This window comes from Nocardiopsis valliformis DSM 45023, assembly GCF_000340985.1.
Classification (GTDB): Bacteria; Actinomycetota; Actinomycetes; order Streptosporangiales; family Streptosporangiaceae; genus Nocardiopsis; species Nocardiopsis exhalans.
Genome location: NZ_ANAZ01000024.1, coordinates 76,588 through 102,925, shown reverse-complemented (window position 1 = coordinate 102,925; position 26,338 = coordinate 76,588). Strand labels below are relative to the sequence as shown.

The following is a 26,338-nucleotide window of genomic DNA, read 5'->3' as shown; positions in this document are numbered from 1 at the left end:
GGGCATCCGTCCTCCGCGCGAGCGCAAGACTCCCTCTAGAGGGTGTATCGGGCGAACCTTGACCCGCGTTATGGTCAAATCGGTGCCCGCGATCAGTGAGAATGGGGGACGTGAGCCCTTCTCGACGTTCTCCTGTACCGGACAAGGCATGTATCGACGCGGTGGATCTGGCCCGCTCGGTGGCGGCGGAGGTCGGGCGACCCGATTGGGTCGGTGAGCACCTCACCGCCCAGGTCGAGGACACACGCCTGGTCACCCACTACTTCGACTGCCTGGACCCCTCCTACCCGGGATGGACCTACGCGGTCACCGTCGTCCGCGCCTCGCGCGCCAAGGACGTCACCGTCAACGAGGTCGTCCTGCTTCCCGGCGAGGGCGCCCTGACCGCTCCCGAGTGGGTGCCCTGGAAGGAACGACTCCGCCCGGGCGACGTCGGTGTGGGGGACCTGCTGCCCACCGAGGAGGACGACGAACGTCTCGTCCCCGGTTACGCGCAGGTGCCCGACAGCGAACTCGACGCCGAGGGCATGGACAAGCAGATGGTGTGGGAGCTGGGACTCGGCCGCCGCCAGGTCCTCTCCGAGGTCGGCCGCGAGCAGGCCGCGGAGCGCTGGTACAACGGCGAGGCCGGGCCGAAGAGCCCGATTGCCACGGCGGCTCCGGCACGTTGCACCACCTGCGGTTTCCTGACCCCGCTCGCCGGTGAACTGCGCCAGATGTTCGGCGTGTGCACCAACGAGTTCGCCCCCGACGACGGCAAGGTCGTGTCACTCGACCACGGCTGCGGAGCCCACTCCGAGGTCCGCCGCCCCACCCCGCAGAACGAGCCGGTCGCACCGGTCGTCGACGAGCTGGGGTACGACCACATCGTCTTCGACGACACCGCGGAACTGGAGCTGGTCTCCAGCGACTCCTGACCACCACAGGTCAATCGGGCCGATCCACCCGAAGAACGGACCCCGTCGCGATCGCGGCGGGGTCTTTTCCATCCGTACGCTTGCCGTTCACCCGCGGGCCCGCGCGTGCGCGCCACGCGAAGCCACCCGCGCTTGAACAGCCCTGGCCGTCGGCTAGGGTCGACCTACTATCACGCTCGCCCTTGCCGAGCCCGCGCGTGTTCCGAGAACACGTGCCGGGCTGATCGGACCGCGCTCCCAGCGCAGGAGGAGACCACCATGGCCGAGCCGGTGACCGCTTCGGTGGCCGACCCTTTCAACACCGCCGAACTGCGCCGACGTGTGCTTTCGGCGTGGGCCGACGCGCCTGCTCGGTTCCGGGAGGACGCCAACGCCGAAGAGGACTTCGCGCTGGGCGGCTACCGCGACCGGGTGGTGGTCGAACTCGCGCAGAACGCGGCCGACGCTGCGCGCCGCGCGGGTGTCCCCGGACGCCTGCTCCTGGCACTGGACGGCGACCGCCTCACCGCCGCCAACACCGGTGCCCTGCTGACCCCGCAGGGTGTGGAGTCCCTCGCCACCCTGCGGGCCTCCACCAAGCGCGACGACCACGGTTCGGCGGGCCGGTTCGGGGTTGGGTTCTCCGCCGTGGTGGCGCTCAGTGACGACGTCACCGTGGATTCGGGCGGCGCCGCGGTGCACTTCTCCGTTGAACGCGCCCGGGCCGTGGTTACCGACCTGCTCGACGCCAACGGCACCCACACCGACCTCGCTGACGAAGTGGGCCGCCGCGCCGGGCAGGTGCCGATGCTGCGCCTGCCCTTCCCGGCCGACGTCGTGCCGGAGCCTCTCCGGGTCGAGGGCGGCACCGGCGACGACACAGGTGAGACCAGTCACTACGACACCGTGGTCACGCTGGCCCTGCGCGACGACCAGGCCCGGGAGCGGGTCCGGGAACTGCTGGACCGCACCGGGGAGGCCCTCCTCCTCGCCCTGGACGGCCTCGTCGAGGTGCGCGTGGTGGTCGACAGTCGGGAACGGACCCTCATCCGCGAACCCGGGGACGAGGCCGCCGGGATCGATCTGGTCACCGCCCAGCACGACGCCGACGGCACTCGGGTCACGCCCTGGCGTGTCCTGAGCCGCTCCGGCGAGTTCGACCCGAACCTGCTCGCGGACCGCCCCACCGAGGAGCGCGACCGCGCCGCGTGGTCACTGACCTGGGCCGCGCCCGTCGACCCCGACGGTGGTGTGGCCGCGCTGCCCGCCGACGTCGAGAACGTCGTGCACGCACCCACCCCCACCGACACCGAACTCGACCTGCCCGCGGTTCTCATCGGCACGTTCCCGCTGGGCTCGGACCGGCGCGCCGTCCAGCCGGGCGGCGCCACCGACCTCCTGCTCATGGAGGCCGCCGGCGCCTACTGCGCGCTCCTGCGCCGCTTCGAGCCCAGGGCCGCCCTCGACCTGGTGCCCGCCACCCGGGTGGGCGGCGGCGCCGTGGACGCGGTCTTCCGGGCACGGGTCGCCGAACCCCTGTTGGACACCGCGTTCCTGGTCACCGCGGCCGGGCACCCGGTCGCCCCGCGTGACGCCGTCCTGCTGGACACCGGCGGGGCGAGCGGCGCCGCCGACCTCGTCGACCTGCTCGCCGAACTCGTCCCGCCGCTGCTGCCCGGCTCCTGGAGCCCTCGGCACCCGGCGCTGGCCTCGCTGCGCGTGCGCCGCCTGGGCCTGGCCGACCTCGCCGATCTGCTCGGCGACACCCAACGCCCGCCGGAGTGGTGGGAGGCCCTCTACGCGGCCCTGGGCAGCGCCGGAAACGGTGGCGCCGACCTCGACGAACTCGGCTCGCTGCCGGTCCCGCTGGCCGACGGCCGCCTGGTCCGGGGCCCGCGCTCACTGCTGCTGCCCACCGAGGACTGGGCGAAGGTCGCCGACGCCGAGGGCAACCGGCTCGACCCGGCCGTCCTGGCCACTCTGGGCGTGCGCCTGGTGCACCCCGATGCCGCCCACCCGTTGCTGCTGCGTCTGGGCGCCGTGGAGGCCGGAGCCGCCACGGTCCTGGCCGACCCCAACACCGAGGCCGCCGTCCGAGAGTCCCTGGACGCCGAGGATCCCGAACCCGTCGCCGAGGCCGTCCTGGACCTGGTCGCCGCCTCCGGCACCACGGTCGAGGACGCGCCCTGGCTGTCCGAGCTGGCCCTGCGTGACGACGAGGACGGCTACTCGATCGCCGCCGAACTCCTCGTTCCCGGTGCGCCCCTGGCTGACCTGCTGGTGGACGACGCGCCGTTCGGCACCGTTCATGACGACCTCGTTCACCGCCACGGCACCGACGCCCTGCGCGCCGTGGGCGCCCTGTGGGGGCTGACCGTGGTCCGTGCGGAGGAGACCGCGCTCGGTGAGGATCTTGCCGACGTCTTCGACGGCGCCGCGGGCGAGGACGGCCTCGACGGCCTGGAGGACTGGGCCGACGAGGTCCTCGAACGCGTCGGCGACCCCGAACTCCCGCCTGTGGTACCCGAGCTGGTGTGCGTCGCCGACCTCGACTACATCGCCGACGACGCCTGGCCGCAGGCCCTGGCGATGCTCTCCCGGGGGTCGCTGCGCGAGGCCGTCACCGAACCTGCCCGGCTGCTGATGCCGGACGGCCGTGTCGTCGACGCTCCCTCCTACACCGCCTGGTGGCTGCGTACCCGGGCGCTCCTGGACGGGCGCGCCCCGGTCGAGCTGCGCACCGCCGACGCCGAACCCGCGCTCCTCGGCCTCTACGACGAGGTGCCCGCCGACGTCGACCCCGAGTTCGCCCGGGCCCTGGGCGTGCGCACCGGCCTGGCCGACCTGATCGCCGACCCCGACGGCCCGGACGACCTGCTGAACCGGCTCGCCGACCCGGCCCGGCACGTGGGGCGCACCGCTCTGCGCCGCCTGTGGACGGCCCTGGCCGGGGTGGACGCCGACCTCGTCACCCCGCCCTCCCTGGTGCGCGCGGTCCAGGGCGGGTCGATCGTGGTGGCCGACGCCGAGGACGCCGTGGTGGTGGACTCCCCGGACCTGCTGCCCCTGGTCGCGGACCGGCCGCTGGTCCTGGCCGACGCCGCCTCCGCCGAACGGCTCGCTGACGTGCTGGACCTGGACCTTGCCTCGGAGAGTGTCACCGGCAAGGTGGGCTCAGCCGGCCAGATCCGCGCAGTGCCCGACGAGGCGGCGCTCTTCCTCGCCGGTGACCGGGAGCCGGACCGCACCTACCTGCACCACCAGAAGCTCACTGTGGACGGTGTGGAGGTGGAGTGGTACACCGGCGACGGCACGGTGCATGCCTCGGGGACGGAAGGGCTGGCCCGGGCGCTGTGCTGGCGGGCCGGTCAGTGGTCCCGCCGCCACCTGCTCGCCGCGGTGCTCAGGGACCCGTCCGCCGCCGCACACCTGTTCGCCGAGGCCGACCTGGAGTAGTTCAGCGGGTGGCCGCGGCCAGGCGGGGGCCCAGGCCCTGTTCCGGTTCGTCCCACTCGGTGACCTCCAGCGGGTCGCCCACGCACACGGTGCCGGGGACGGTCACCGCGAACTTCGAGCAGAACGCCACCCCGCCGTCGTCCGCGCGGCGGTACCCGGCCAGGGAGCGCAGCGGTTCGGGGCCGCGCTTCTCTCCGCTGACCTGGTCGACGGTGGTGACCGCGCACCGGATGCACACCTTCGCGTAACCCAGCTCTGCGGTGCCCAGACGGGCCCTGCGCACCCGGTCCTCGGTGTGCGCCTCGGGCCAGCCGGAGACCACGATGTTGGGCCGGAACCGGTCCATCGGAACGGCCTCACCGCCGCTGGCGAGGATGCGCTCGTTGAGCAGGTCGAGGGAGGACAGCGAGCCCACCACCGCGGCGTGCCCGTCGGCGAAACCGGCGGTACCGGGGGTCAGCCCACCGGTCTCGCGCCGGTGGTCCTCGGGGACCCGAACGAGTCGGCTGGCCTGCCCGAACACCTCGGTGAGCCATCCGGCGGCCTCGTCGCCCTGGTCCACTCCCACCAGCGGCTGCTTGTGCACGGCCACGTCCAGACGGCGGCCCTCGGGGTCCACGTCCACCTTGACCGGAGCGAAGCCCTCGGTGCTCAGCACCAGCCGGGTGCCGTCGGCGTCGAGTTCGGGCACGATCCGCGCCATTCGCGGGTCCCTGCGCTGGCTGCGGAAGTCACCGGAGTCGTCGACCACCATGAACGAGCGGTCGTGGGTGATCCCGGCGGGGGTGAGTTCGGCGGTGCGCAGGGGAATCCCGGCGCATCCCTTGACGGGGTGGACGACGAGCGCGGCCACACGGGCGGTCGGAGTAGGGCTCATACCGAAAACGCTACCGGCCCCGCTCGGGAGGAAACCGAACCGGCTGCCCGGACGTCTGTGAAGTGAGTCCGTCCCCTGACCGAACAGGACCCCACATGCGTACTGCCCACGCCGTTGTCCCCGCCGCCCTTACCGCCCTGCTGTTCGCGGGCTGCTCCGGACCGTCCGACGCACCCGTGGAGGAGACCGCCGACAGCCCTGCTGGGGGCCTTGAAGCGGTGGAGACCGAGGAGAACCCGGCGGAGACCGGTGCCGGGGAACCCGAGGAGGAGATCACTGAGTGGGTCTTCGCCGCTGGCGATCAGATCACCGTCGAACTCACCCTGTACAGCGAGGCGGACGGTGGACGTTCCACTCCGGTGTACTCGGGTTACCGGCCCACCGTTGAGTTTGACCACCTGGGCCAGTCCGTTGCCTGCTCCGTCCAGCTTCCCGCCGACGTCAGCCCCTTCGAGCCCGGGGAGACACACCTGGTGGGCCTGGAGTGCGCCGAGGAGGTCACCGTGCATGTCGACGATCCGGGCTTCGTCCTGATCGAGGGCGGTAAGGAGAACGGCGAGGGCGAGGCCGTCTTCACTGACATGTAGTCGCGGCCTCACCCTTGGGAGTCATGGGGTGGGAGTGGCTGGCTTCACACTCATAACTGTACCTTCTGGAAGGTACAGTTACTCCTATGCGACCTAGTTCGAGAACCCTCATCCTCGACGCCGCGGTCCGGGTGACCGAGCGTGCGGGCATCACCGCGCTGACCATGGACTCCGCCGCCGAGGAGGCCGGGCTGACCAAGGGCGGCCTGCTCTACCACTTCCGCACCCGCGAGGACATGATCCTGGCGATCCAGCGGCACCTCGTCGACGGATGGGAGGCCCGTCTGGTCGCCGAGCTCGGCAAACCCTGGGCGGAGGCCACTCCCCTGGAGCGGGGCGCCGCCTACGTGAACCTCACGATGCGTGAGGAGGCCCGGCAGGCCGACCTCGCCTTCATGGTCGAGGCGGAGTCCAACCCCGAGCTGGCCCGGATCTGGGACGAGCTGATGGAGCGCTGGGTGCCCACTCCGCACTCGCTCGACCCCCGGCGGCTGGACCTGTTCCTCGCACGGCTGGCCGCCGACGGGCTCTGGATGTTCCGGGCCACCCCCGGCAACGCGCTCTCCGAAGAGGTCGAAGAGGGCCTGCGGGCGCGCGTGGCCGAACTGCTCGCCGCCGACCCCGAAACGCCTGCCCCCGAGGAGAAGCGCGCGTGAGCGACATGACCGAAACCGGGGTTCAGCCGGTCTCCAGAACCAGACGCTGGCTCGTCTTGGCCGCCGTCTCGGCCGGGCTGCTGCTGATCTCGGTGGACATGACCATCCTGTACACCGCGCTGCCCACCCTGAGCGCCGAACTCCAGGCCAGCCCATCCGAACGGCTCTGGATCATCAACGCCTACCCCCTGGTGATGGCGGGTCTGCTGCTGGGCGCCGGAACGCTCGGCGACCGGGTCGGGCACAAACGGATGTACCTGATCGGGCTCGTACTGTTCGGCACGGCCTCGCTGGTGGCCGCGTACTCCCTGACCCCCGCCATGCTGATCGCCGGACGCGCCTTCCTGGCGGTGGGCGCGGCCGCGATGATGCCCGCCACGCTGTCACTGATCCGCATCACCTTCGTGGACGAGCGCGAACGCGGGATCGCCATCGGGGTCTGGGGCACCATGGCGATGGTCGGCGCCGCGATCGGGCCGATCGTCGGTGGAGCACTGTTGGAGTTCTTCTGGTGGGGTTCGGTCTTCCTGGTGAACGTGCCGATCGTGCTGGTGGCACTGGTGCTGGCCGCCGTGGTCGCTCCCGGAGGCTCGGGCAGCTCCGAGCGCCCCTGGGACTTCTTGGCCTCGGTACAGGTCATGGCCGGTCTGGTGGGTGTGGTCTACGCGATCAAGGAGGTCACCGGCCCGGAGCCGTCCGTGCTAGCCGTGGTGGTGTCCCTGGTGGTGGCGGTCGCGGGTTTGTGGAGTTTCGTCCGGCGCCAGCGCGGTCAGGCCTACCCGCTGATCGACTTCACGCTCTTCCGTGACCCGCACATCCTCATCGGTGTGCTCGCGGCGGGGATGGCCATGTTCGCGCTCGCGGGCGTGCAGTTGGTGCTGACCCAGCGCCTGCAGCTGGTGCTGGGCTTCACCCCGTTCCAGTCCGGCCTGACCGTCGCGGCGATGGCTCTGGGCGCCCTGCCCGTGGGCGTGACCGTCGGTGCGCTGCTGTACCGCCTGGGCGCCCGGCCGGTGATCGTGACCGGGCTGCTCGCGACAGCCTTGGGCACCGTGGGCGTGCTGCTGTCCACCTCGGCCCCGCTGGTCTGGACGGTCGTGGGTCTGCTGGTGGTCGGTGCGGGCACCGGCGCGTCGATGACGGCCGCCTCCGCGGCGATCGTGGGCAACGCCCCCGCGCACCGGGCGGGCATGGCCGCCTCAGTGGAGGAGGTGTCCTACGAGCTGGGCAGCCTGACCGGCGTCGCGATCCTGGGCAGTCTGATGGCCGCCGTCTACGCCCGAACCGTCTCCCTGCCCCCGCAGGCGCCTCCGGCGGCCGCCGAGGGGATGGACGAGGCCCTCCGGGCGTCGGAGGGCCTGGATCCCGCCGACGCCGACGCGCTGCTGGGCGCAGCCGTCCAGGCCTTCGACAACGGCTACCAGGTCACCCTGGTCATCGCCGCCGCGGTTCTGTTCGCGTCAGCCGCGTTCGGCTTCCTCCACAAGCGGGGCCAGGACTCCGGGGCTGCGGCCTAGGGCTTGTTCCGTGGATGCTTTCGGCAGGCTCGGCGCTTGCGCCGATCGACGCGAGCGGCCTCCAGGCAATCTCTCGCAAGACGATGAGCGAAGGTCAGCCTGGGTTTGGCTGTCCGAGTGAAATCGGCGCAGCGAGAGGCAGCCTGGTGGTCGCGAGCCCGGAATGATCCGCGGAACACGCCCTAGCCCCGCAGGCCCGCGGGGCCGCGGTTCAGGGCTCCGGGTCCGGTCAGCGCGCCACGCGGAAGAAACCCTCGGAGATCAGGGTGCGCAGCGCCTCCGGGGTGCGTTCGCGAATCATGGCCGGGTCCTCGCCCATGAGCTCGGCGATGGCGTCCAGCAGCGGACCCACCGGCATGGTGCCGTCGCAGACGCTGGCCAGGGCCGACTCCACGGTGCCGATACGGGCCACGCGGCGCAGGCCCTCGCGCTGGCGCAGCACGATCTTCTCCGGGTCGGGTGCGCCGGGCACGGCCACGCGCTCCTCGACCACGTTCGGCGCCAGGGCCACGTGCGCGGAAAGCAGCGCGGCGTCGGTGAGCCGGTGCGCGGTCATCGCCCCGTCCACCACCTCCGGCAGGTACGGGCCGACCGGCTGCTGGACGTCGTGCCGCAGCTCCTCCACCTTCACGGTGGCGTCCTGGGCGACGTCGTTGCGCAGGCTGATCCAGCCGAAGCCGATGCCCTTGATGCCCTCGCGGTCGAAGTAGTCCAGCCAGGCGTCGTAGCGCCGGGTGTACTCGGGGGTGCCCTGCTCGCAGGAGTCGCGCAGCCACAGCTCCACGTACTCGGCGGGGTCCTGGACGTCGCGCTGCACAACCCAGCCGGAGCAGCCGGTTCCGGTGATCCAGCCGCCGACCCGGTCCTGCCAGTCGTCGCCGTCGGTGTGCGTCCAGTTGGCGAGGAACTGCCCCCAACCGCCCTCGGTGAGGTAGGTGGGCGCCTGCCGGACCAGTTCGGCGCAGACGGTGTCGCCGGGCAGGTCGGACTCGCGGTAGGTGAAGCGGGCCGCCTCGGGGGTGATCACGAACGGCGGGTTCGACACGATCAGGTCGAAGCGCTCGCCCTTGACCGGTTCGAACAACGAGCCCTGGGCGAGGCGCGCGTCCGTGATCCCGGACAGCGCCAGGCTGATCCCGGCCAGGTGCACCGCGCGCGGATTGAGGTCGGTGGCGACCACCTCGCGGGCCCGGGAGGCCAGGTGCAGGGCCTGCACCCCGCAGCCCGTACCGAGGTCCAGGGCGCGCTCGAAGGGGCCATCGACGATCAGCCGGGAGAGGTTGGCGGATGCGCCGCCCGCGCCGACCACGTGATCGGCGCGCGGGACGTCCCCGCGGCCGGGGTGCACCTTGGGGTCGGAGACGACGAAGCCGGGGCGGTCGTCCTCCAGTTCCCAGGGGCCGAGGTGGACGAGGGCGCGCACGAGGGGGCCGTCGGGCCCCTCCTCGACGGTGACCAGTCCGGCCTCGGCGAGGTCGTCGACGGGAAGGATGGAACGGGCCGCCCGCGCCGGGATGGGGGTCTGGAGCCACCACAGGCGTAGGAGCAGTCCGAGGCGTTCCTCCCCGCCCGTGGCGCGGAGTGCGGGCACGAGCTGCTCGCGGGCCAGGGCTTTGGCGGCGGCGTCGCCGAGGCGGTCGCGGACACCGGACACCGTGTAGTCGGCGTCGATCAGGATGCCGCGGAGGCGGTCGGCGAGTCCGCGCGGGAATTCTGTCTCAGACACCCGCCCATTATCGGTCAGGTGACGAGGTGCCCCGGTGGGCTGGTGCCCCAGCTCAGGGGGTTTCGGGTTCGCGGGGGTGGGAGTCGGCGGCCCGTTCGGCCGCGCGATCGGCCGCCTCGTCGCGTTTGCGGAACAGGTAGGGGATGTAGAGGAAGCCGAAGACGCCGAGGGCGATCCCGGTCACACACACGCCGATCCACCAGCGTTCCGAGGCGGGCAGGCCGTCCCCCATGACGAGGAGCACGACGAGCGCGATCGCCCACGCGACCGTGCCGATGGCGGCCGGGACTCGGTAGTCGCTCTCGTGGACTTCGGGGTCTGGCTGGCGAGGTTTGCGCACGGTTCCAGGCTATCCGCTGCTCTGGCAGGGGAGAGGAGGACACCTTCAGGCCCGTGGCCTGGGGGAAGACGAGTTGGTCACATCCAGCAGGTCAATCATCCGACCATATGGTGTTTTCTATGAAACAGATGTGAAACACGTGGCTCGTGTTGTATGAAGATGCAACTAATCTGGCGCAGAATCCTTGTTGTCCGGTAACACGACCAGGTCAGGCTGACGACGTGAACGCATCAACTCCATCCCCCACTGAGTCCAGAGAGCCCAAGGGCTCCATGGACCGCTTCTTCAAGATCTCCGAGCGCGGCTCGACCTTCGGTACCGAGGTCCGCGGCGGCATGGCGACCTTCTTCGCCATGGCGTACATCGTCGTCCTCAACCCGCTGATCATCGGCACCGCCGAAGACGTCAACGGTGAGACGCTGGGCATCCCCGGCGTCGCCGCGATGACGGCCCTGGTCGCCGCCATCTCCTGTGTGATCATGGGTATGGTCAGCCGCTATCCGTTCGCCATCGCGGCGGGCATGGGTCTGAATGCCGTCATCGCCTACGGCATCGCCCCCTTCATGCCCTGGGCTGACGTCTTCCTGCTGGTCATCATCGAGGGCCTCCTGCTCCTCATCCTCGTGCTGACCGGTTTCCGTACCGCGGTCTTCTCCGCGATCCCACCCGGCCTCAAGATCGCGATCGCGGTCGGTGTGGGTCTCTTCCTCGCCTTCATCGGTCTGGTCAACGCCGGTTTCGTGCAGGCCGGTGAAGGTACCCCGGTCCAGCTCGGCGACGGCGGCCTCAACGGCTGGCCCATCCTGATCTTCGTCATCGGCCTGCTCCTGAGCATCGCCCTGTACGTGCGCAACGTTCGTGGCGCGCTGCTCATCGGCATCGTGGTCACCACGGTCATCGCCATCGTCGTCGAAGCGGTCCTCGGCGACGGTGAAGGCGGCCTCGGCTGGGGCCTGACCGTCCCCACCCTGCCCACCAGCGTGGGCGACCTCGTCGCGGTGCCGGACGTCTCCCTCTTGGGGCTCTTCGCCGAGGGTGGCCTTTCGGGACGCTTCTCCGACATCGGTGCGGCCACTCTCGTGATGTTGATCTTCACCCTGCTGCTGGCCGACTTCTTCGACACGATGGGCACCATGGTGGGTGTCGCCCAGCAGGCCGGCCTGGCGGACGAGGACGGCAACATCGAGGGCAGCCGAGAGGTCCTGACCGCCGACGCCATCGGCACCCTGCTCGGTGGTGCGGGTTCGGCCTCGGTGGCCACCGTCTACGCCGAGTCCGCCGCGGGTGTCGGTGAGGGTGCCCGGACGGGTATCGCCCCGATCGTCACCGGTGCGATGTTCCTGATCGCGACGCTTTTCACGCCGCTGGTCACCCTGGTGCCCTTCGAGGCCGCCACCCCGGTGCTGGTCATCGTCGGCTTCATGATGATGACCCAGGTCACCAACATCAACTTCAAGGACCCGGCGATCGGCATCGGTTCCTTCCTGGCGATCATCATGATGCCCTTCACCTACTCGATCGCCAACGGCATCGGCTTCGGTCTGCTGGCCTTCGCCTTCGTCATGCTGGTCACGGGTCGGGGCCGCCAGGTGCACCCGCTCCTGTGGCTCATCTCGGTGGTCTTCCTGATCCACTTCGCCGAGGCGCCGATCTACGCGCTGATCGGCTGATTCCTCCCTGATGCGGGGACGTGCTCCGGCACGGACCCCGTTACGGGGAATGCACGGCACGGTGAACGGCGTTGACTCAGATGATGAGTCAACGCCGTTTACTTATGTGTCCCCGAAACCACGTCCCGGTGGCTGCTTCCGTCCTTCCCCGGCCCGCTGTCGCCACGGGGAGGGACTGATGCGCCGTGTCGCGATGTTCCGTTCCCTGTCCGTGCGCAACTACCGGATCTACGCGCTCGGTCAGCTGATCTCCAACCCCGGCACCTGGATGCAGCGCATTGCCCAGGACTGGCTGGTTCTTCAACTCAGCGGTGGCAGCGGCATCGCCCTGGGGATGACCACCGCGCTGCAGTTCCTGCCGATGCTCTTCTTCGGGCTCTGGGGCGGCGCCATGGTGGACCGTTTCGACAAGCGCAAGCTGCTGATCCTCACCCAGGCCAGCATGGGCGTGCTCGCCGTCGGTCTGGGAGTCCTGGCCGTGCTCGGCGCCGCCGAGGTCTGGCACGTGTACGTGTTCGCCTTCGGCCTCGGCATGATCACCGTGCTGGACAACCCGGGGCGCCAGGCCTTCGTCCCGGAGATGGTCGACCGGGACCTGCTGCCCAACGCCATCGCCCTGAACAGCGCCAGCTTCCAGCTCGGCCGGGTCACCGGGCCCGCCGTCGCCGGTGTGCTCATCGGTCTGATCGGCAGCGGTCCGGTGTTCATGATCAACGGGCTCTCGTTCGCCTTCACGATCGTCGCGCTGCTGATGATCCGCACAGCCGACCTCAACCCCACCGAACGCCTGCCGCGCGGCAAGGGACAGATCCGCGAGGGCCTGCGTTACATCGGGGGCAGACGCGACCTCGTTCTGTTGCTGGTGCTGGCTGGCTCGGTGCAGTTCTTCGGCGCCAACGGGCAGACTCAGATCGCGCTCATGGTCAACAACGTGTTCGAGACTGGTGCCGAGTCCTTCGGGGTGGCCGCCGCGGCGCTCGCGGTGGGTGCGCTGGTCGGCGCCTTGCTGGCCGCACGGCGCGAACACCCGCGGCTGAAGCTGGTGCTCATCGGCTCGATGGGCTTCGGTGTCGCCCAGCTCGTGGCGGGGCTGATGCCGAGCTATGTGGCCTTCGTGCTGGTCCTCGTCCCGATGGGCGTGCTCTTCATGACCTTCGTGACCACGCTCAACGCCACCTTCCAGATGAGCGTCGACCCGCAGATGCGGGGTCGGGTGATGAGCATGTTCCTGCTGGTCTTCATGGGCGTGGCCCCGATCGGCGCCCCCGTGGTGGGCCTGATCGCGGACGTCTTCGGCCCGCAGGCCAGCCTGTTCACCGGTGGTGCGGTGACCATCGTGGTGGTCAGCGTGCTCTCCGTGCTGCTGATGCGCACCAAGGGGGTCGCGGTGCGCGACCTGCTGCCCCGAAGATGGCGCGGACCCGAGCCTGAACGGACGGGTTCGCAGTCTGGGCAGCGGGTTTCAGGCAGTGACCACCCGGGTGACCATGGAGACGGAGCTGACCGCGAGCAGCACCAGCACGGTGCGGCGGAACAGCTCGGCGTCCAGCCTGCGGAAGAGGCGCTCACCGGCGAAGGTCCCGAGCACCAGCGCCGAGGTACCGAGCAGCAGCAGGGCGCCGACTTGCGGGGTTAGCTGACCCCCGAAGCCGAACCCCACCAGGTCCTGGATAACGGAGGAAGGATGGTCCCATGAGTCTGTTCCTCGCGCTGTGGCCTTCCGGCCAGGCCCGCGACCAACTCGCCCGGGCTGTGCGCGCGGCCCGCCCCTCGGCCCCGGAGCTGCGCTGGACCCCTGCGCAGGAGTGGCATCTGACCCTGGTCTTCCTGGGAGCGGCGGGGGAGAAGCCCTCCGAACTCTCCGCCGCACTGGAGCGGGCCCTGGTGGGACGGCCCGCCCTGGACCTGGCCCTCGACGACTGGGACACCTTTCCACAGCGGCCACCGGGGCTCCGGTCTTCCGAAGGCAACGGCCCCGGACAGCGGTCCTCCCGGGGCGAGGTCCCCAAGCGTCGAACCTCCCGAGGCAACGGCCCCGAACATCGGGCCTCGGTGGTGTGGGTCGGGGTGCGCGGGGAGGGACTCCGCGAGCTTGCGGGCTCCCTGGCCGAGGCCGCACGCGCCGCGAGGGTGCCCGTCCCGTCACGCCCCTTCGTGCCGCACATCACCCTCGCCCGGGCCAGGCCGTCCAGGGACGTCACCGACACCCTGCGCCTACTCGGCCCAGCGCCCACCGCGGGCTGGCGGGCCGACCGGATCCACCTGGTGGAGAGCCGCCCGGCAGGGCCGGACCGCTACCGGACCGTTCGGACCTGGGGACTACCCTGGGGGAGCGAATCCCAACGAGACCCGGAGCGGGGCACGTCATGAGCATGCTCACCAACAACCGCAAGCAGCGCTGGCTGCTGCCAGTGGTGCTCGGTTCGATCATGCTCATCGTGGTCCTGGGCGCCGTCTTCGGCTGAGTCCGGGCCGCTCGCCCGACCTCTTGCGGGCCGTCCGTCCCGCCGCCTTCGTACTGAGTCCCGCCGCGCCCGCTTGACCTTGACACCGGTGTCAGGGTTCTAGTTTGCGGCCATGCCCACTCACACGCTCCGTTCCGGCTGGCTGGTCTGCCTGGTCCTGATCGCCTTCGCGGTCGGCACCGACGACCTCGTCATCGCCGGGCTCCTGCCGGTCATCGCCCACGACCTCAACGTCAGCGTCGCCGCCGCCGGGCAGCTCGTCACCGTCTTCTCCCTCACCTACGCGGTGGCCGCCCCGCCGCTGGCTGTGGCCACTGCCCGGGCGCCCCGCCGAACCCTCCTCCTCGGCGGGCTCGCGCTGTTCGCCCTCGCCAACCTGATCACCGCCCTCGCGCCCACCTACACCGTCCTGATGGCGATGCGCGTGGTCGCCGCGCTGATCGCCGCCGTGCTCACCCCGGCCGCCTTCGCCATGGCGGCCCGGCTCGCTTCGCCCGACCGCACTGGGCGGGCCGTGGGCGCCGTCGCGGCCGGACTGACCATCGCCCTGTTCCTCGGGGTGCCGATCGGCGCGCTCCTGGGCTCCGCCTTCGGCTGGCGCTCGGCCTTCGTGGCTGTGGCCCTGCTGACCTGCGCCGTCCTGGTCGCCTCGGCCCTGCGCCTGCCCCAGCTGTCCGGGGCGCCGGAGGTCGGGGTCCGCCAGCAGCTGCGCCAGCTGGGCCGACCGGCCGTCCTGATGTGCGTCACCGGTACCGTCGCGGGCGCCACCTGCGGTTTCATGACCTACACCTACATCGCGCCTATCGCCGGGGACCTCACCGGCGCGGGCGGACCCGCCCTGGCCCCGCTGATCGCGGTGGTGGGGGTGGCCGGGGCCGTGGGCACCCTGCTGTGCGGACGCGCCACCGACCGCTGGGGCGCGGACCGGGTCCTGCTCGCCACCTTCGCCGGGATGGTCGCGACCAGCCTGGCCACGGCCGCCCTCGGTTCCCTGGGCGGCGCGGCCTCGGTGTGGGCCCTGGGCGGTGTGCTCGCGTTGTGGGGGTTCGCGGCCTGGGGGTTCGCCGCTCCGATGAGCACCCGCCTGCTCCGCCTGGCCGGGGACGCGGGCACCGAGGCCCTCGCGCTGAACACCGGCGGGCTGTACGTGGGGACGGCGGTGGCGGGCGCCGCGGGAGGTGCGGTCGTCGCCGGCTACGGGGGCGCGGGCGTTCCGGTGGCCGCCACCCTGGTCGGCCTGGCCGCTCTCGCGTTCATGGCGCTCTCCGTCCGCTGGTTCCCCGCCGTAGCCCCGGAAACCGGCAGGGTTCAGGCCGGCGCCGCCTGAGTGAGGGTACGTAAGGTGGGGCACAGGTGTCCACGGTCGGGACGGAGACGCACATGCGCATCGGGGAACTTGCCGAACGCACGGGGGCCAGCACGCGCTCCCTGCGGTACTACGAACAGCGCGGTCTGCTCACCTCCGAACGCGCCGCCAACGGGTACCGCGAGTACGGTCCCGAGGCGGTGGAGAGGGTGCGCAACATCCGCCTCCTCCTGGAATCCGGTCTGACCTCGGAGGACATCCAGGAACTGCGGGCCTGCCTGGAGCTCGACCTGGTCCGCGAACCCGAGTGCGCCGAGGCCGTCGCCCTCTACGAGCAGCGGCTCCAGGCGGTTCGGGAACGCATCGACGCGCTCACCGCCACCGCGCGGCGCCTCGAACACCACCTGGCGGACCCTCCCCTCCGAGAGGGTGTCGAGGTGTAACGGCTGTGGGGGCCGACGGTCACTCTTTCGGCTCACCCGTACCGCGCAGCGCTCGCGACGCCGGGTAGTTCGAGGCCGATAGCCCCGGCCGGCCGGACGGACGGCGGCTCCGGCTCAGGCGGCCGCCGAAGCCAGGGTGACCGCGTGCTCCACGAGCGCGGCGTTGTCATGGGCCTCCGTGCCGTCGGGCAGGCGCATGGTGTCCTCCAGCCCGATCCGGATGTCCAGCCCCTCCTCCAGCGCCTGGGACAGCATCGGCCAGGCCGTCGCGTCCGCGCCGTGCAACATGCGGGCAACAGCGACCTTGCCCCGGTCCAACACGGTCATGATCGCCGCCGTGTTGCGCTGGGCGTCCTCCACCGCGACCTGGGTCGGCTCCACCAGTACCGCCGCCACCCGCACCTTGGTGGCGACCAGGATGCGGGCCGCGTCCACCGTCCACACCCCCGCCTCCACCGCGACCCGGCGGTCGCCCAGCAGATGGATCAGGTCCACCGAACCCGCCTCGTGCAGGTTCACCGACACCGAGTCGGGTAAGGACGGGGACGCCCATCTCTGCACCAGGTCGTAGCGCCGCCAGGGGTCGGACTCCGCCGACAGCGACGTGGTCAGCGACACCGGCACGTCGGGGCCGTCCGCGCGCATCCGTTCCATCAGCGCTGCCACCGCCTGCGGTTCCAGGGACTCCGCGCCTCCGGCGTCGCGCGGATGGATGTGGACGGCGGTGGCGCCCGCGGCCACCACGGCATGGGCGTCGGTGACGAGTTGGTCGACGGACACGGGCAGGGCGGGGTGCGCACCCGGACGGCGATCACCGTTGAGACAGGCGACGATCCTCATGGGGTCTCTCCTTACGGCGCTCTGTAAGCCGAATGTGCCCGCTCGCACCCGGGTGCAAGCCCCCGGGCGCTCCCCCTGGCAGGATGGCGGACATGAGAAGACCTCTGGCCCTCGCCGCGGCCGTCCTGTTTGCCCTCTTTCCAGCGGTACCCGCCACGGCCGCTCCCATGGACCCCGAAGACGGTACGGGGGGACGCAACTACCCGCGCGGGGGCGAGGGGCCCGAGGGGTCGGAGATCGTCTTCAACTTCCAGGACGAGCGGATCGCGGAATCCAGCGGTCTGGCCCCCTCACTGCGGCACGAGGGCGTGTGGTGGACGCACAACGACAGCGGCGACTTCGCCGCCGAGGTGTACGCGGTGAACGAGGAGGGGGAGACGGTCGCGACGGTCGCCCTGAACGTGGAACTGAGGGATTGGGAGGCGATCAGCGTCGCCCAGGGGCCCGAAGGCGAACCGGCCGTGTTCGTGGGTGACATCGGCGACAACTTCGGCGGTAGCTGGCCCAACATCCGGGTCTACCACTTCACCGAACCCGAGATCCTCAGCGACATGGTCCTGGACCCGGCGGTGCTCACCTTCACCTACGAGGACGGCGGACGTGACGCCGAGGGTCTGATGATCGACCCTCGTGATGGGCGCCTGTACGTGGTGTCTAAGGAGTTCGCGGGCAGTGTGTACGCCGCCCCGGAGAACCTTGATCCGGTCGGCGAGAACGTCCTGAGCCGGGTCGACTCCGCGCCGCTGTTCGCCACGGACGCCGCGTTCAGCCCGGACGGCACCCGCTACGCCATCCGCACCTACTGGGGTGTGACCATCTACGACTCCACCGACGGCGTTCCGGGCAGCTCGGTGGGCTCCTTCGACCTGCCGGAGATGGAACAGGGCGAGTCGGTGGCCTTCACCTCGGACGGCACCGCGCTGATGGCCGGGACCGAGGGCATCAATTCCCCGGTCTGGCGGGTCCCCCTGGAAGGGGAACAGCTCCCCGGCATCGCCGCCGATGCCGACGCCGAGGACGTCGACGCCTCCCCGGTGGCGGACTCTGAAGAGGCCGGGGACGACGAGGGCGGTTCTTCGGGCGCCACCCCGCTGATCCTCGGCGGTGTCGCGGTCGCCGCCGCCCTGATCGGCGGCATCGTCCTCCTGGTCCGCCGCACCTGACCGAGGGGCGGAGGGCACGGTCCCGCTGGCCGGACCTCCTATGCAGAAAAGTCTGCATCGACTATCCGGCCGTTGTCCAGAATCGGCTGGTGATGCTGTGGAGTGCACTGTAGTGTGATCCGCGTTGTCGGGATCATCGAGTAGCCACGGGCCAGTCCGTCTTTCGGCGAAGGGACCACACGGTGGAGATCACCTGGGAGCAGGTACTTGCATGGCGGTTGCAACGACAGTTCGTCGTCCCCCGCGGTGACGCGACCGCGAGCGAGATCATCGGTCGGCTTTGCGGGGTACAGGCGCAGGTGGCCTCGTCGGCCGAATCGGCGGTAGGCAATCGACAGAACAACCCTCTGCCCGGCCAGATCGACAGCGCCCTCAATGACCGCTCCATCGTCAAGACGTGGTCGATGCGCGGCACCCTGCACCTGGTCAGGTCCGAAGAGGCGGCCTCCTACCTGTCCTTGCTCGCCTCGGGCCGTACGTGGGAGAAGCCCTCATGGCAGCGGGAGTTCGGCGCTACACCCCAGCAGATCGAGGACCTGGCGGACGCAGTCTCCGACATCCTGTACGAACGCGTCCTCACCCGGGCGCAGATGGTCGCCCACCTCGTCGGCGACGCACGGTTCGCGGGCATGGAGCAGCAGTTGAAGTCCGGTTGGGGCACCCTGCTCAAGCCGCTGGCCTGGAAGGGCGTGCTGTGCCACGGCCCGAAGCAGGGGGGCTCGACCACCTTCACCTCTCCGGCGAGCCTGCTGCCCGACTGGAAGGGCGTGCCGGAAGCGGACGACGCGGCGCCGAACGCCATCAGCGCCTACCTCGGCGCCCACGGCCCGGCGACCCCCGAGGCGTTCGACGCCTGGCTGTCCCGCAACAGTCTGCGCAAGACCGTTGTCCGCCGTTGGTTCAAGGAGATGGGCGATGCGCTCCGGGAGGTGGAGGTCGAGGGCCAGACCGCCTATGTCCTGGCCGAGCACGCCGACGAACTGGCCGACACGGAACCGGACGCCTCGGTCCGCCTCCTCGGCGGCTTCGACCAGTACATCCTGGGCCCTGGCACCAAGGACCAGCGGATCCTGCCCGCCGAGCACCGGGCGAAGGTGAGCAGGACCGCCGGCTGGATATCTCCCATCGTCCTCGTCGGGGGCCGGGTCGTGGGTGTGTGGGACAGCGCCGACGGAGTGTTGACGGTGAAGCTGTTCGAGGGAGCCACGGAGCCTGACACCGACGCCCTCGAAACCGAGGCCGATCGCGTCGCGCGTCTCGGATCCGAGGGGGACCTGGCCCTGCGCGTGGAGCGGTGAAGCCCCGGAATCCACCGCGCCGGTTCAGATCTCGGCCTCCGACAGGCGCGCCCCGGGTCGGGCGGCCGCCTGCTCCAGGATCCGTACCACCTCGTCGATGTGGTTCAGCCCGGTCCGCCGGTCCCATACCTCCGTGTTGAGTTCCAGCATCACCGAGACGTCGTTCGCGCGCAGCAGGGCGTGGAACGCCATGTCGTAGCGCGCGGTCCCGTGGGAGAGCATCTCGTAGGAGAACTGGCAGCCCGGCAGGTCGAGCGGTAGCCAGCTGTCGAGCTGGAGTTCACAGGCGATCTGGTAGATCGGGTGCACGCCGGGCGACCGCTCGGGGGCCACGGCCGCCACGATCTCCGCGAATGGCAGAGCCTGGTGTTCGTACGAGCGGAGCAGGGCCCGGCCCGTGCGGTCGACCAGTTCGGACAGGCTCGGATCGCCGGAGCAGTCCACCCGCAACGGAACGACGTTGAGGAAGCATCCGATGAGGAGTTCCGATCCCGGCAGGAACCGGTTCTCGGTGGGAATCCCCAGCACCAGTTCCGTCTGGCCGGTCAGCCGGTGCAGCATGGCGACGACCGCCGCGCAGAAGACGGTGAACCGGGTCGTGCGGTGCCGCCGGGCCAGAGCTGCGAACACTTCGAGCAGACCGGAGGACCTGTGGCCTTCCAAGAACTCTCCAGTGAACCCGGGCTGCTCCGGTCGCGGCCGGTCGGTCGGCACATCGAGGCGTGAGGGCGCGTTGACGAGCTCCCTGGTCCAGAAGCGGCGCAGCCTCTCCCCCTCCGGGCCCGTCAGCATCCTCTGCTCGGCCAGGGTGAACTCGGTGAAACCCAGCCTCAGCTCGGGCGGGGCCGGAGCGCGTCCCTCCACCCGGGCCCGGTAGAACTCTGACAGCTCCCTCATGAACACCGACATGGACACCTCGTCGGTCACCAGGTGGTGGAACAACAGGTGCAGTACGTGTCGCGACTCGGACAACCGGACCAGGCGGGAGCGCAGCAGGGGCGCGGTCGAGATATCGAATCCGCCGTGGGCGGTCTCGTCCTCCAGCAGCCGGTTGCGTTCGGCCCTCTCCGGATCCGGCAGTTCGCCCAGGTCGATGAGCGGGACGTCGTAGTCGTGCAGGGGAACGATGCGCTGAAACGGTTCCCCGTCCTGCTGGCCGAACTCGGCGCGCAGCCCCGGCTGGTGCCGCAGGACGTCGGCGACCGCCCCGCGCAGGGCGTCCCCGTCGAGCGGCCCGTCGATCCTGAGCATCAGCGGGATGGTGTGGGTCAGCGCACCGGGGTTGGCCTGTTCGGCCAGCCACAACTGGCGCTGTGAGGCCAGGAGCGGGATCGGTTTCCCCTCGTCGTCCAGGACCCCGGGTCGACCGGCCGGTGCCGGTCCCCCCTCCGCGGTGGCCGCCGAACCGGAGCCGGAGCCGGCACCGAAGTCGGCGCCGGACTCCACGAAGCTGAGCCATTCGTCCAGGCCGGGGTGGTCGTCCCGGATCCGGTCGGTCAGGAGGGCGGGGGTGGGATTCTCGAACAGGGTCCGGATCCCGACCTCGACCCCGAGGACGTCCTGCAGCTCGATGATGACCCGCGCGGCCACCATCGAATGGCCGCCGAGGACGAAGAAGTCGTCATCGCCCCCTACCTCGGGAGTCTCCAGCAGTTCGGCCCACAGTTCGCACATGAGACGGAGCAGCTGGTCGTCCGCCTCCTGCTCCGGCGCGGCGGCCTCCCGCTCGGGGGACCGGAGGAAGGGCGTTCCGGAGACGACCTCCAAGGATCCCTCAGGGCTCCATCGGGCGCGCAGCGAGCTGTCCTCGGAGTCCACGAGAAGTGTCCCGGGGGAGAAGGGAGAGGCCCCTGCGCCGCTGCCGGCGACATCTGCCCGAGCGCCGCCGACGTGGAGCAGGACCGGCCACGCGTGGGGCAGCCCGGTGATGTCAGCCGCGCCGAGCGCACCGTTCCCGAGCCGGAACAGGCGCACCGCCCGGCGACCGGGGGTCTGCCTCAGAAGCCCGATCTCCTCAGCGGTCACCGGACCGTCGACGACCACGACACGGAAGCCTTCGTTCTCCGCGTACGCGGAGAACTCCCCGGCCGGTACCACCGCGACGGTGGCCGTTTCCTCGGCCTGCCCGGCGGCGGACAGGTGTGCCCCGGCAGCGCCGACCGCGTCCTCGACCGCTTCGGCCTCGCTGAACGCGGTGTCCAACAGGACCGTGTCGGAGGTGGCGAGACCGAGGGCGGTGGCCAGGTCGGGCCGGGGCGCGGTCCGGTTCGCGGGGCCGCCGAGGGGGAGTTGCGAGAGCCGGAGCCCCGGCTCGGCCAGCCAGGCCGCCAGTAGCCGGTCGTAGTCCCGGACGAGCGCGTCGATCCCGGCCGCCGTGTGGATCGCGGTGTCGTATTCGACCCAGAGTGTCACCGAGTCCGGGGTGGCCTCCACCTCCACGATGGTGTCGAACCGTCCTCGGTCCCGTCCGGCTTCGACCGGTTCGGTGGGCAGTCCGCCGAAGGAGAGGTCGCCGAGGGCGTCCACCTTGGGCAGGAAAAGGTGCTGGATCAGGGGCGTGCGGCCTGGTTCGCGGCGGGGGGAGACGCGTTCGATGACGCGTCCCAAGGGCAGGCGCTCGTGTTCCAGGGCGTCCGTCACTACTCGTCCGCACCGGGTGATCAGCGTCGCCGCGTCGGGGTCGCCGCCGGTGCGCAACCGCAGGGCGACGGTGTTGGACAGCTGTCCGACCAGTCGTTCCAGCTGGGGGGTCGACCGGTTCGAGGTGAGGACTCCCAGCAGGAAGTCATCGGCTTCCGTGGACAGGGACACCAGGGCCGCGAACGCCGCGAGCGAGACGGTGTAGGGGGTGGCGTTGTGCGCCCGGGCGAGGTCGAGCAGGGCACCGCCGTCGGTCTCGGCGAGGACGTGTCTGCGCCTCGTACCCCGGTCCCCCTTGTAGGACGGCCGGGGCCGGTCCGGGCGAAGGTCGAGAGCGGTCGGCGCCCCTTCAAGCGTTCGCTCCCAGAACTCCCCGTCACTCTTCTCCGCCACGGGTAGGAGGGCGGTGCGCTCCCACTCGACGAAGTCGCCGTACTGGAGCTCGGGTTCGGGCACGGGGGAGGGCTCTCCCCTGAGCGAGGCCAGGTAGTCCTGGTTCAGCTCCGCCAGGATGAGACGCACCGCAGTCGCGTCCGCGACCAGGTGGTGCACGGCGAGCGCCAGCACACAGCTGTCGGCCAGCTCCATTACCAGGAAGCGCAGGAGTGGACCCCTGCCGAGGTCCACTCCTGCGTTGGCGAAGTCGTGAAGGGTCGCACGCGCCCGCTCCGCATCGGTGCCGTCCGGCTCGGAGGTCAGATCCGTCCAGGTCAGGGGTGCGTCGACCGGGGCCGGGGGCACGTGCATCGCGGGCCCCTCCCGACCGTCCGCCATGACGACGCGCAGGATCTCGTGCCGCCCCAGCAGTCGGAGTACCGCGTGTTCCAGCGCGGGTCGGTCGAGGTGGCCCCCGATTTTCAGAGCCGCGCATTCAGTCTGGGCCAGGGACCTGCCCCGACTGCTGTCCGGGGTCCAGAAGTGCTCTTGGATGACTGCCAGAGGAATGTAGTATCTTGAGTCGAACACGAGAGAATTCTATATGCGGGCAGCGCTGGTTTCGAGAGGCCACATCGTGGATTTTCGAGCCGGATCTCCTTTATCTCAGGGGGTTTCGGTCATGTCGAGCGGATCAATTCGTGACTTCTGCTAGTCGTCCCCAGTGGATACTGCTAGTGTCGCTTGCGTCAATTTTGTAGTGTCTTGATCCAGTGTTGCGGAACGGAACTGATCTGCCCATGAACGACGAGACCGGGGCCGGAACCCCCCCCGATCAGACCCAGAGGAAGCGGACGGTACTCGTTCGCAACCGAGACTTCCTCATGCTCTGGTCCGGCGAGTCCGTGAGCTCCCTGGGGAGCCAGATCGGCGTCATCGTGCTCCCGTCGCTGGCGGTGCTCTACTTCGGTCAGAGCGCCCTCGGAGTCGGCTTCCTCATCGCGCTGCAGTGGATCCCCTTCATGCTGCTGGCCCCGGTCGTCGGGGTGCTCACCGACAGGTTCCGGCGCAAGATCCTGATGCAGTTCGCGAACATCGCGCGCTTCGTGATCCTCTTCTCACTGCCCGTGGCAGCGCTCACGGACCAGTTGACGATGACCCACCTATACGTGGCGGCGCTGCTCAAGGGCGTCTTCGACGTCGTCTTCCAGCTCTCCTACCAGGCATTCCTGCCCTTCCTGCTGGACCGGGACGACCTCACCGACGGGAACGCCAAGACTCAGCTCAGCCGATCGCTGGCGCTCATCCTGGGCAGGTCCGTCGGCGGTGGTCTCGTGAGCGCCTTGGGGCCGGTGCGCGCCATGGCCGTCAACGGTCTGGGATACCTGGTGTCCAGCCTGGCCCTGCTCTTCGTCCGCAAGCCGGAGAACCCGCCCGAGCCGCCGGAGGGCGGCCTGCGCACCGTGCTGGTCGAACTCAAGGGCGGTGTGGCCCTCACCTTCGGCAACCGCCTGCTGAGGTACCTCACCCTGATGGCGACCTTCGGGAACATGGCGGTCTCGCTCTCCCTGGCGATGATCATCGTGTTCGCCTACGAGGACCTGGGGTTCAGCGGCGCCCAGGTCGGCCTCGCCCTGGGACTGGGCAGCGCCGCCGTCGTCATCGGCGCGCTGAGTTCGCAGTGGATCAACGAGCGCCTGGGGATGGGGAGGACGCTCATCTTCACGCACGTCGTGCTCGCGCTCGCCTTCGCGCTGATCCCCGTCGCCCTCCTCGGCGGTACCGGGTTCGCGTTCGCGGTCATCGTCGTGTCCCAGTGCCTCTCCTCGTTCACCACCCCGATCGCCAACGTCGGGATCATGACGATCATCCAGAAGACGACGCCGCCCGAGGCCATGGGCAGGGTGGGCGGTGTCGCCCTGCCCTTCGTCTGGGGTTCGAACGCCGTCGGCCCCCTGTTGGGAAGCGCCCTGGCCGTGGCCTTCGCCAACTGGGTGGCATTCGTCCTGGCGGCCGTGATGGCCCTGATCGCCGCGGTGTGGGTTCTGGTGGGCGCCGTGTACCGCGTCGTCGACGACGTCCCCGAGGAATCGAGGATCGTCCTGTAGCAGCCCCTCCCGGCTTCGTCCCCCGCATCGTCTCCTCACGAGGATCCAGTGCTCGCCCGAGGAAGGACCCGTACGATGGAACCGCAGAGCCCGACCGTCGAAGACCAAGACCAGGCCTCCTACCGTCCCCGTCCCACGGGGACGCTGCCCCAGCGAGTACGCGAACACGCCAGGACCGCGCCGGACCGGCTGGCGGTGCGCAGGGGCGGGGGCCACCTCACCTACGCCGAACTCGACGCCCGGGCCGACCGCCTCGCGCGCACCCTGATCAAGTCGGGTGTGCGCAGGGGGTCGGTAGTCGGAATCCACATCGAGAGGTCGATCGAGTGGGTCGTGGCCATGCTGGCCACGCTGCGCGCGGGCGGGGTCTGCCTGACCCTCGACCCGAGGTCGCCCGTGGTGCGGACCCTGCGGGCACTGAAGGTCGCCCGGCCGGTGGTCCTCCTCACGGACGCACCGGACCATCCGACGGTCGGCTCGACCCCCGCCTTGACGGTGCGGCTGGACGGCCCCTCCCCGGCGGACGACGAGAGCCAGGTGCCGTTCCCGGAGCTGGGAGAGGACGACCTCGCCTACGCGGTCCACACCTCCGGTTCGGAGGGGCGGCCCAAGATCGTCCTGGCCCAGCACCGGTGGCTCACCGTCGGCGCTGCGGGGGGCGCCCTCATCAACGGCACGAACGAGCGGGACCGGGGGTCGTGGCTGGGACCGGCGGGCGCCGGTATCGCCATCAACGAGGTGTGCGGCCTGCTGTGGATGGGCGCGGGTATCCACATCGCCGAACAGGATGTCCTCACCTCGCCGTCCGAGCTCCGGGACTGGCTGGTGGAGAACCGCATCACCCAGACCTTCGTCATCACCCCGGTCGGGGAGGTGCTCCAGGGCCTGGAGTGGCCGCAGGACAGCGAGTTGCGGCTGATGACCCTGGGCGGTGATCGGCTCAACCGGTGGGGCCCGCCCGACCTGCCGTTCGAGGTCGCGGTCTCCTACGGTTCGCTGGAGGCCTTCCAGGTGGCCAATTCGATCCACCCCTGGGACCGGCGCTGCACACCCGCGACCGCCACCGAGGAACTCCGCCGGATACCGCCTCCGGTGGGGAGGCCGTTGCCCGGGGTCCGAGTCCACGTTCTGGAGCACGACCTCGAAGCCACCCCGGGCGGCTCGATCGGACAGCTCTGGATCGAGTCGGACAGCCTCTCGCTGGGATACATGGCCGACCCGGCCCTGACCGCCGACCGTTTTCGGCCCAACCCCTTCGGCCCGCCCGGCAGCCGGCTGTACCGGTCCGGGGACGCGGGGCGCTTCCGAGCGGACGGAATCCTGGAGCACCACGGCCGTATCGACGGCATCGTCAAGGTGCGCGGCAACCGTGTGGAGCTCGCCGAGGTCGAATGGGTGCTCGGCGGACATCCGGGCGTGGAGCAGGTGTGCGTGGCCACCGCCCGTGGCCAGGACGGCCGGACGCAGTTGGTCGCCTGCGTCGTCGCCGAGGAGACCGGAGAGCAGGTCACTCCGATCGAACTCCGCTCCTACGCGGCGCACCGGCTCCAGGACTTCATGGTTCCGGTCGCGTACGTCCTGATGGACGGCCTGCCGCTGAACACCAACCACAAGATCGACCGGGGGGCGCTACCGCCCGAGGACTGGGAGCGGTGGCGCCCCGCCCGGCCCTACCGGGAACCCCGGGACGCCACCGAGAAGGCCCTGGCCGCGATCTACGCCGACCTGCTCGGAATCGAACAGGTCGGCTCTGACGACAGCTTCACGGAACTCGGAGGGGATTCCCTTCTGGCGACCCGGCTGCGTACGGCGATCGAGAGCGAGTTCGGGGTCGCGGTCGCGCTCAAGGACGTCATGGAGTCCCGTGCGCTCTCCGGCCTCGCCCACCGGGTGGCGGAACTGAAGGAGAAACACGGCGGCGCGCCGGAGCTGCCGCCGATCGTCCCCAGAAACCGTGGTTAGACCGCGAGAGGGA

19 protein-coding genes are annotated in these 26,338 nt (G+C 70.4%); 14 read left to right on the top strand and 5 right to left on the bottom strand.

Annotation, left to right across the window (positions count from 1 at the left end; genetic code table 11):
• The first annotated feature begins 161 nt into the window (after nucleotides 1-161).
• The gene (locus D457_RS0121565) at nucleotides 162-917 is read left to right on the top strand and encodes a DUF3027 domain-containing protein (protein ID WP_017582754.1); all 756 of its coding nucleotides are present in this window, start codon (nucleotides 162-164) and stop codon (nucleotides 915-917) included.
• Nucleotides 918-1,175: 258 nt separating this feature from the next.
• Nucleotides 1,176-4,352 (top strand): sacsin N-terminal ATP-binding-like domain-containing protein, encoded by a 3,177-nt coding sequence (locus D457_RS0121560; protein ID WP_017582753.1) that lies wholly within the window; start codon nucleotides 1,176-1,178, stop codon nucleotides 4,350-4,352.
• A 1-nt stretch (nucleotide 4,353) separates the two neighbouring features.
• Here the strand turns inward: D457_RS0121560 and D457_RS0121555 are convergent, their stop codons facing one another.
• On the bottom strand, nucleotides 4,354-5,229 hold the full coding sequence (locus tag D457_RS0121555; RefSeq protein ID WP_039831681.1) for an MOSC domain-containing protein: 876 nt from the start codon (nucleotides 5,227-5,229) through the stop codon (nucleotides 4,354-4,356).
• Nucleotides 5,230-5,324: 95 nt separating this feature from the next.
• Between D457_RS0121555 and D457_RS0121550 the strand changes: the two genes are divergently transcribed.
• The 3 genes from D457_RS0121550 to D457_RS0121540 all read left to right on the top strand — a co-directional run bounded on the left by D457_RS0121550 (nucleotide 5,325) and on the right by D457_RS0121540 (nucleotide 7,989).
• Nucleotides 5,325-5,816, top strand: a complete 492-nt coding sequence (locus D457_RS0121550) for a hypothetical protein (RefSeq protein ID WP_017582751.1) — start codon at nucleotides 5,325-5,327, stop codon at nucleotides 5,814-5,816.
• An 86-nt stretch (nucleotides 5,817-5,902) separates the two neighbouring features.
• Nucleotides 5,903-6,472 (top strand): TetR/AcrR family transcriptional regulator, encoded by a 570-nt coding sequence (locus D457_RS0121545; RefSeq protein WP_026116883.1) that lies wholly within the window; start codon nucleotides 5,903-5,905, stop codon nucleotides 6,470-6,472.
• Between the two features lie 5 nt (nucleotides 6,473-6,477).
• Nucleotides 6,478-7,989: an MFS transporter gene (locus D457_RS0121540; RefSeq protein WP_039831702.1), complete on the top strand. Its 1,512-nt coding sequence runs from the start codon at nucleotides 6,478-6,480 to the stop codon at nucleotides 7,987-7,989.
• Between the two features lie 229 nt (nucleotides 7,990-8,218).
• Here D457_RS0121540 and D457_RS0121535 read toward each other — a convergent pair whose 3' ends face one another.
• The gene (locus D457_RS0121535) at nucleotides 8,219-9,715 is read right to left on the bottom strand and encodes a DUF7059 domain-containing protein (protein ID WP_017582748.1); all 1,497 of its coding nucleotides are present in this window, start codon (nucleotides 9,713-9,715) and stop codon (nucleotides 8,219-8,221) included.
• 52 nt (nucleotides 9,716-9,767) lie between these two features.
• Entirely contained in the window at nucleotides 9,768-10,055 is a 288-nt protein-coding gene (locus tag D457_RS0121530; RefSeq protein WP_017582747.1) for a DUF2530 domain-containing protein, read from the bottom strand.
• 272 nt (nucleotides 10,056-10,327) lie between these two features.
• Here D457_RS0121530 and D457_RS0121525 point away from each other — a divergent pair, with 272 nt between their 5' ends.
• The 5 genes from D457_RS0121525 to D457_RS0121500 all read left to right on the top strand — a co-directional run bounded on the left by D457_RS0121525 (nucleotide 10,328) and on the right by D457_RS0121500 (nucleotide 15,939).
• Nucleotides 10,328-11,725 (top strand): NCS2 family permease, encoded by a 1,398-nt coding sequence (locus tag D457_RS0121525; RefSeq protein WP_017582746.1) that lies wholly within the window; start codon nucleotides 10,328-10,330, stop codon nucleotides 11,723-11,725.
• 178 nt (nucleotides 11,726-11,903) lie between these two features.
• On the top strand, nucleotides 11,904-13,361 hold the full coding sequence (locus tag D457_RS0121520) for an MFS transporter (protein WP_017582745.1): 1,458 nt from the start codon (nucleotides 11,904-11,906) through the stop codon (nucleotides 13,359-13,361).
• A 56-nt stretch (nucleotides 13,362-13,417) separates the two neighbouring features.
• Entirely contained in the window at nucleotides 13,418-14,095 is a 678-nt protein-coding gene (locus D457_RS0121515) for a 2'-5' RNA ligase family protein (RefSeq protein WP_017582744.1), read from the top strand.
• Nucleotides 14,096-14,302: 207 nt separating this feature from the next.
• Nucleotides 14,303-15,517 (top strand): MFS transporter, encoded by a 1,215-nt coding sequence (locus tag D457_RS0121505; protein ID WP_017582742.1) that lies wholly within the window; start codon nucleotides 14,303-14,305, stop codon nucleotides 15,515-15,517.
• A 53-nt stretch (nucleotides 15,518-15,570) separates the two neighbouring features.
• Nucleotides 15,571-15,939 carry a MerR family transcriptional regulator gene (locus D457_RS0121500; RefSeq protein WP_017582741.1) on the top strand — a complete coding sequence of 123 codons (369 nt, stop codon included), beginning with the start codon at nucleotides 15,571-15,573 and terminating at the stop codon, nucleotides 15,937-15,939.
• 114 nt (nucleotides 15,940-16,053) lie between these two features.
• On the opposite strand, the gene D457_RS0121495 is transcribed toward D457_RS0121500, so the two are convergent.
• On the bottom strand, nucleotides 16,054-16,779 hold the full coding sequence (locus D457_RS0121495; RefSeq protein ID WP_017582740.1) for a 3-keto-5-aminohexanoate cleavage protein: 726 nt from the start codon (nucleotides 16,777-16,779) through the stop codon (nucleotides 16,054-16,056).
• Nucleotides 16,780-16,871: 92 nt separating this feature from the next.
• Here D457_RS0121495 and D457_RS0121490 point away from each other — a divergent pair, with 92 nt between their 5' ends.
• Nucleotides 16,872-17,942 (top strand): hypothetical protein, encoded by a 1,071-nt coding sequence (locus D457_RS0121490; protein ID WP_026116880.1) that lies wholly within the window; start codon nucleotides 16,872-16,874, stop codon nucleotides 17,940-17,942.
• A gap of 182 nt (nucleotides 17,943-18,124) precedes the next feature.
• Entirely contained in the window at nucleotides 18,125-19,240 is a 1,116-nt protein-coding gene (locus tag D457_RS0121485) for a winged helix DNA-binding domain-containing protein (RefSeq protein WP_017582738.1), read from the top strand.
• 24 nt (nucleotides 19,241-19,264) lie between these two features.
• Here D457_RS0121485 and D457_RS0121480 read toward each other — a convergent pair whose 3' ends face one another.
• A complete protein-coding gene (locus D457_RS0121480; RefSeq protein ID WP_017582737.1) occupies nucleotides 19,265-22,846 on the bottom strand; it encodes a condensation domain-containing protein in 3,582 nt (1,193 codons plus the stop codon).
• Between the two features lie 209 nt (nucleotides 22,847-23,055).
• On the opposite strand from D457_RS0121480, the gene D457_RS0121475 reads away from it, so the two are divergent.
• Nucleotides 23,056-24,363: an MFS transporter gene (locus D457_RS0121475; RefSeq protein WP_017582736.1), complete on the top strand. Its 1,308-nt coding sequence runs from the start codon at nucleotides 23,056-23,058 to the stop codon at nucleotides 24,361-24,363.
• Nucleotides 24,364-24,438: 75 nt separating this feature from the next.
• A complete protein-coding gene (locus D457_RS0121470; protein WP_017582735.1) occupies nucleotides 24,439-26,325 on the top strand; it encodes a non-ribosomal peptide synthetase in 1,887 nt (628 codons plus the stop codon).
• Nucleotides 26,326-26,338 lie beyond the last annotated feature (13 nt).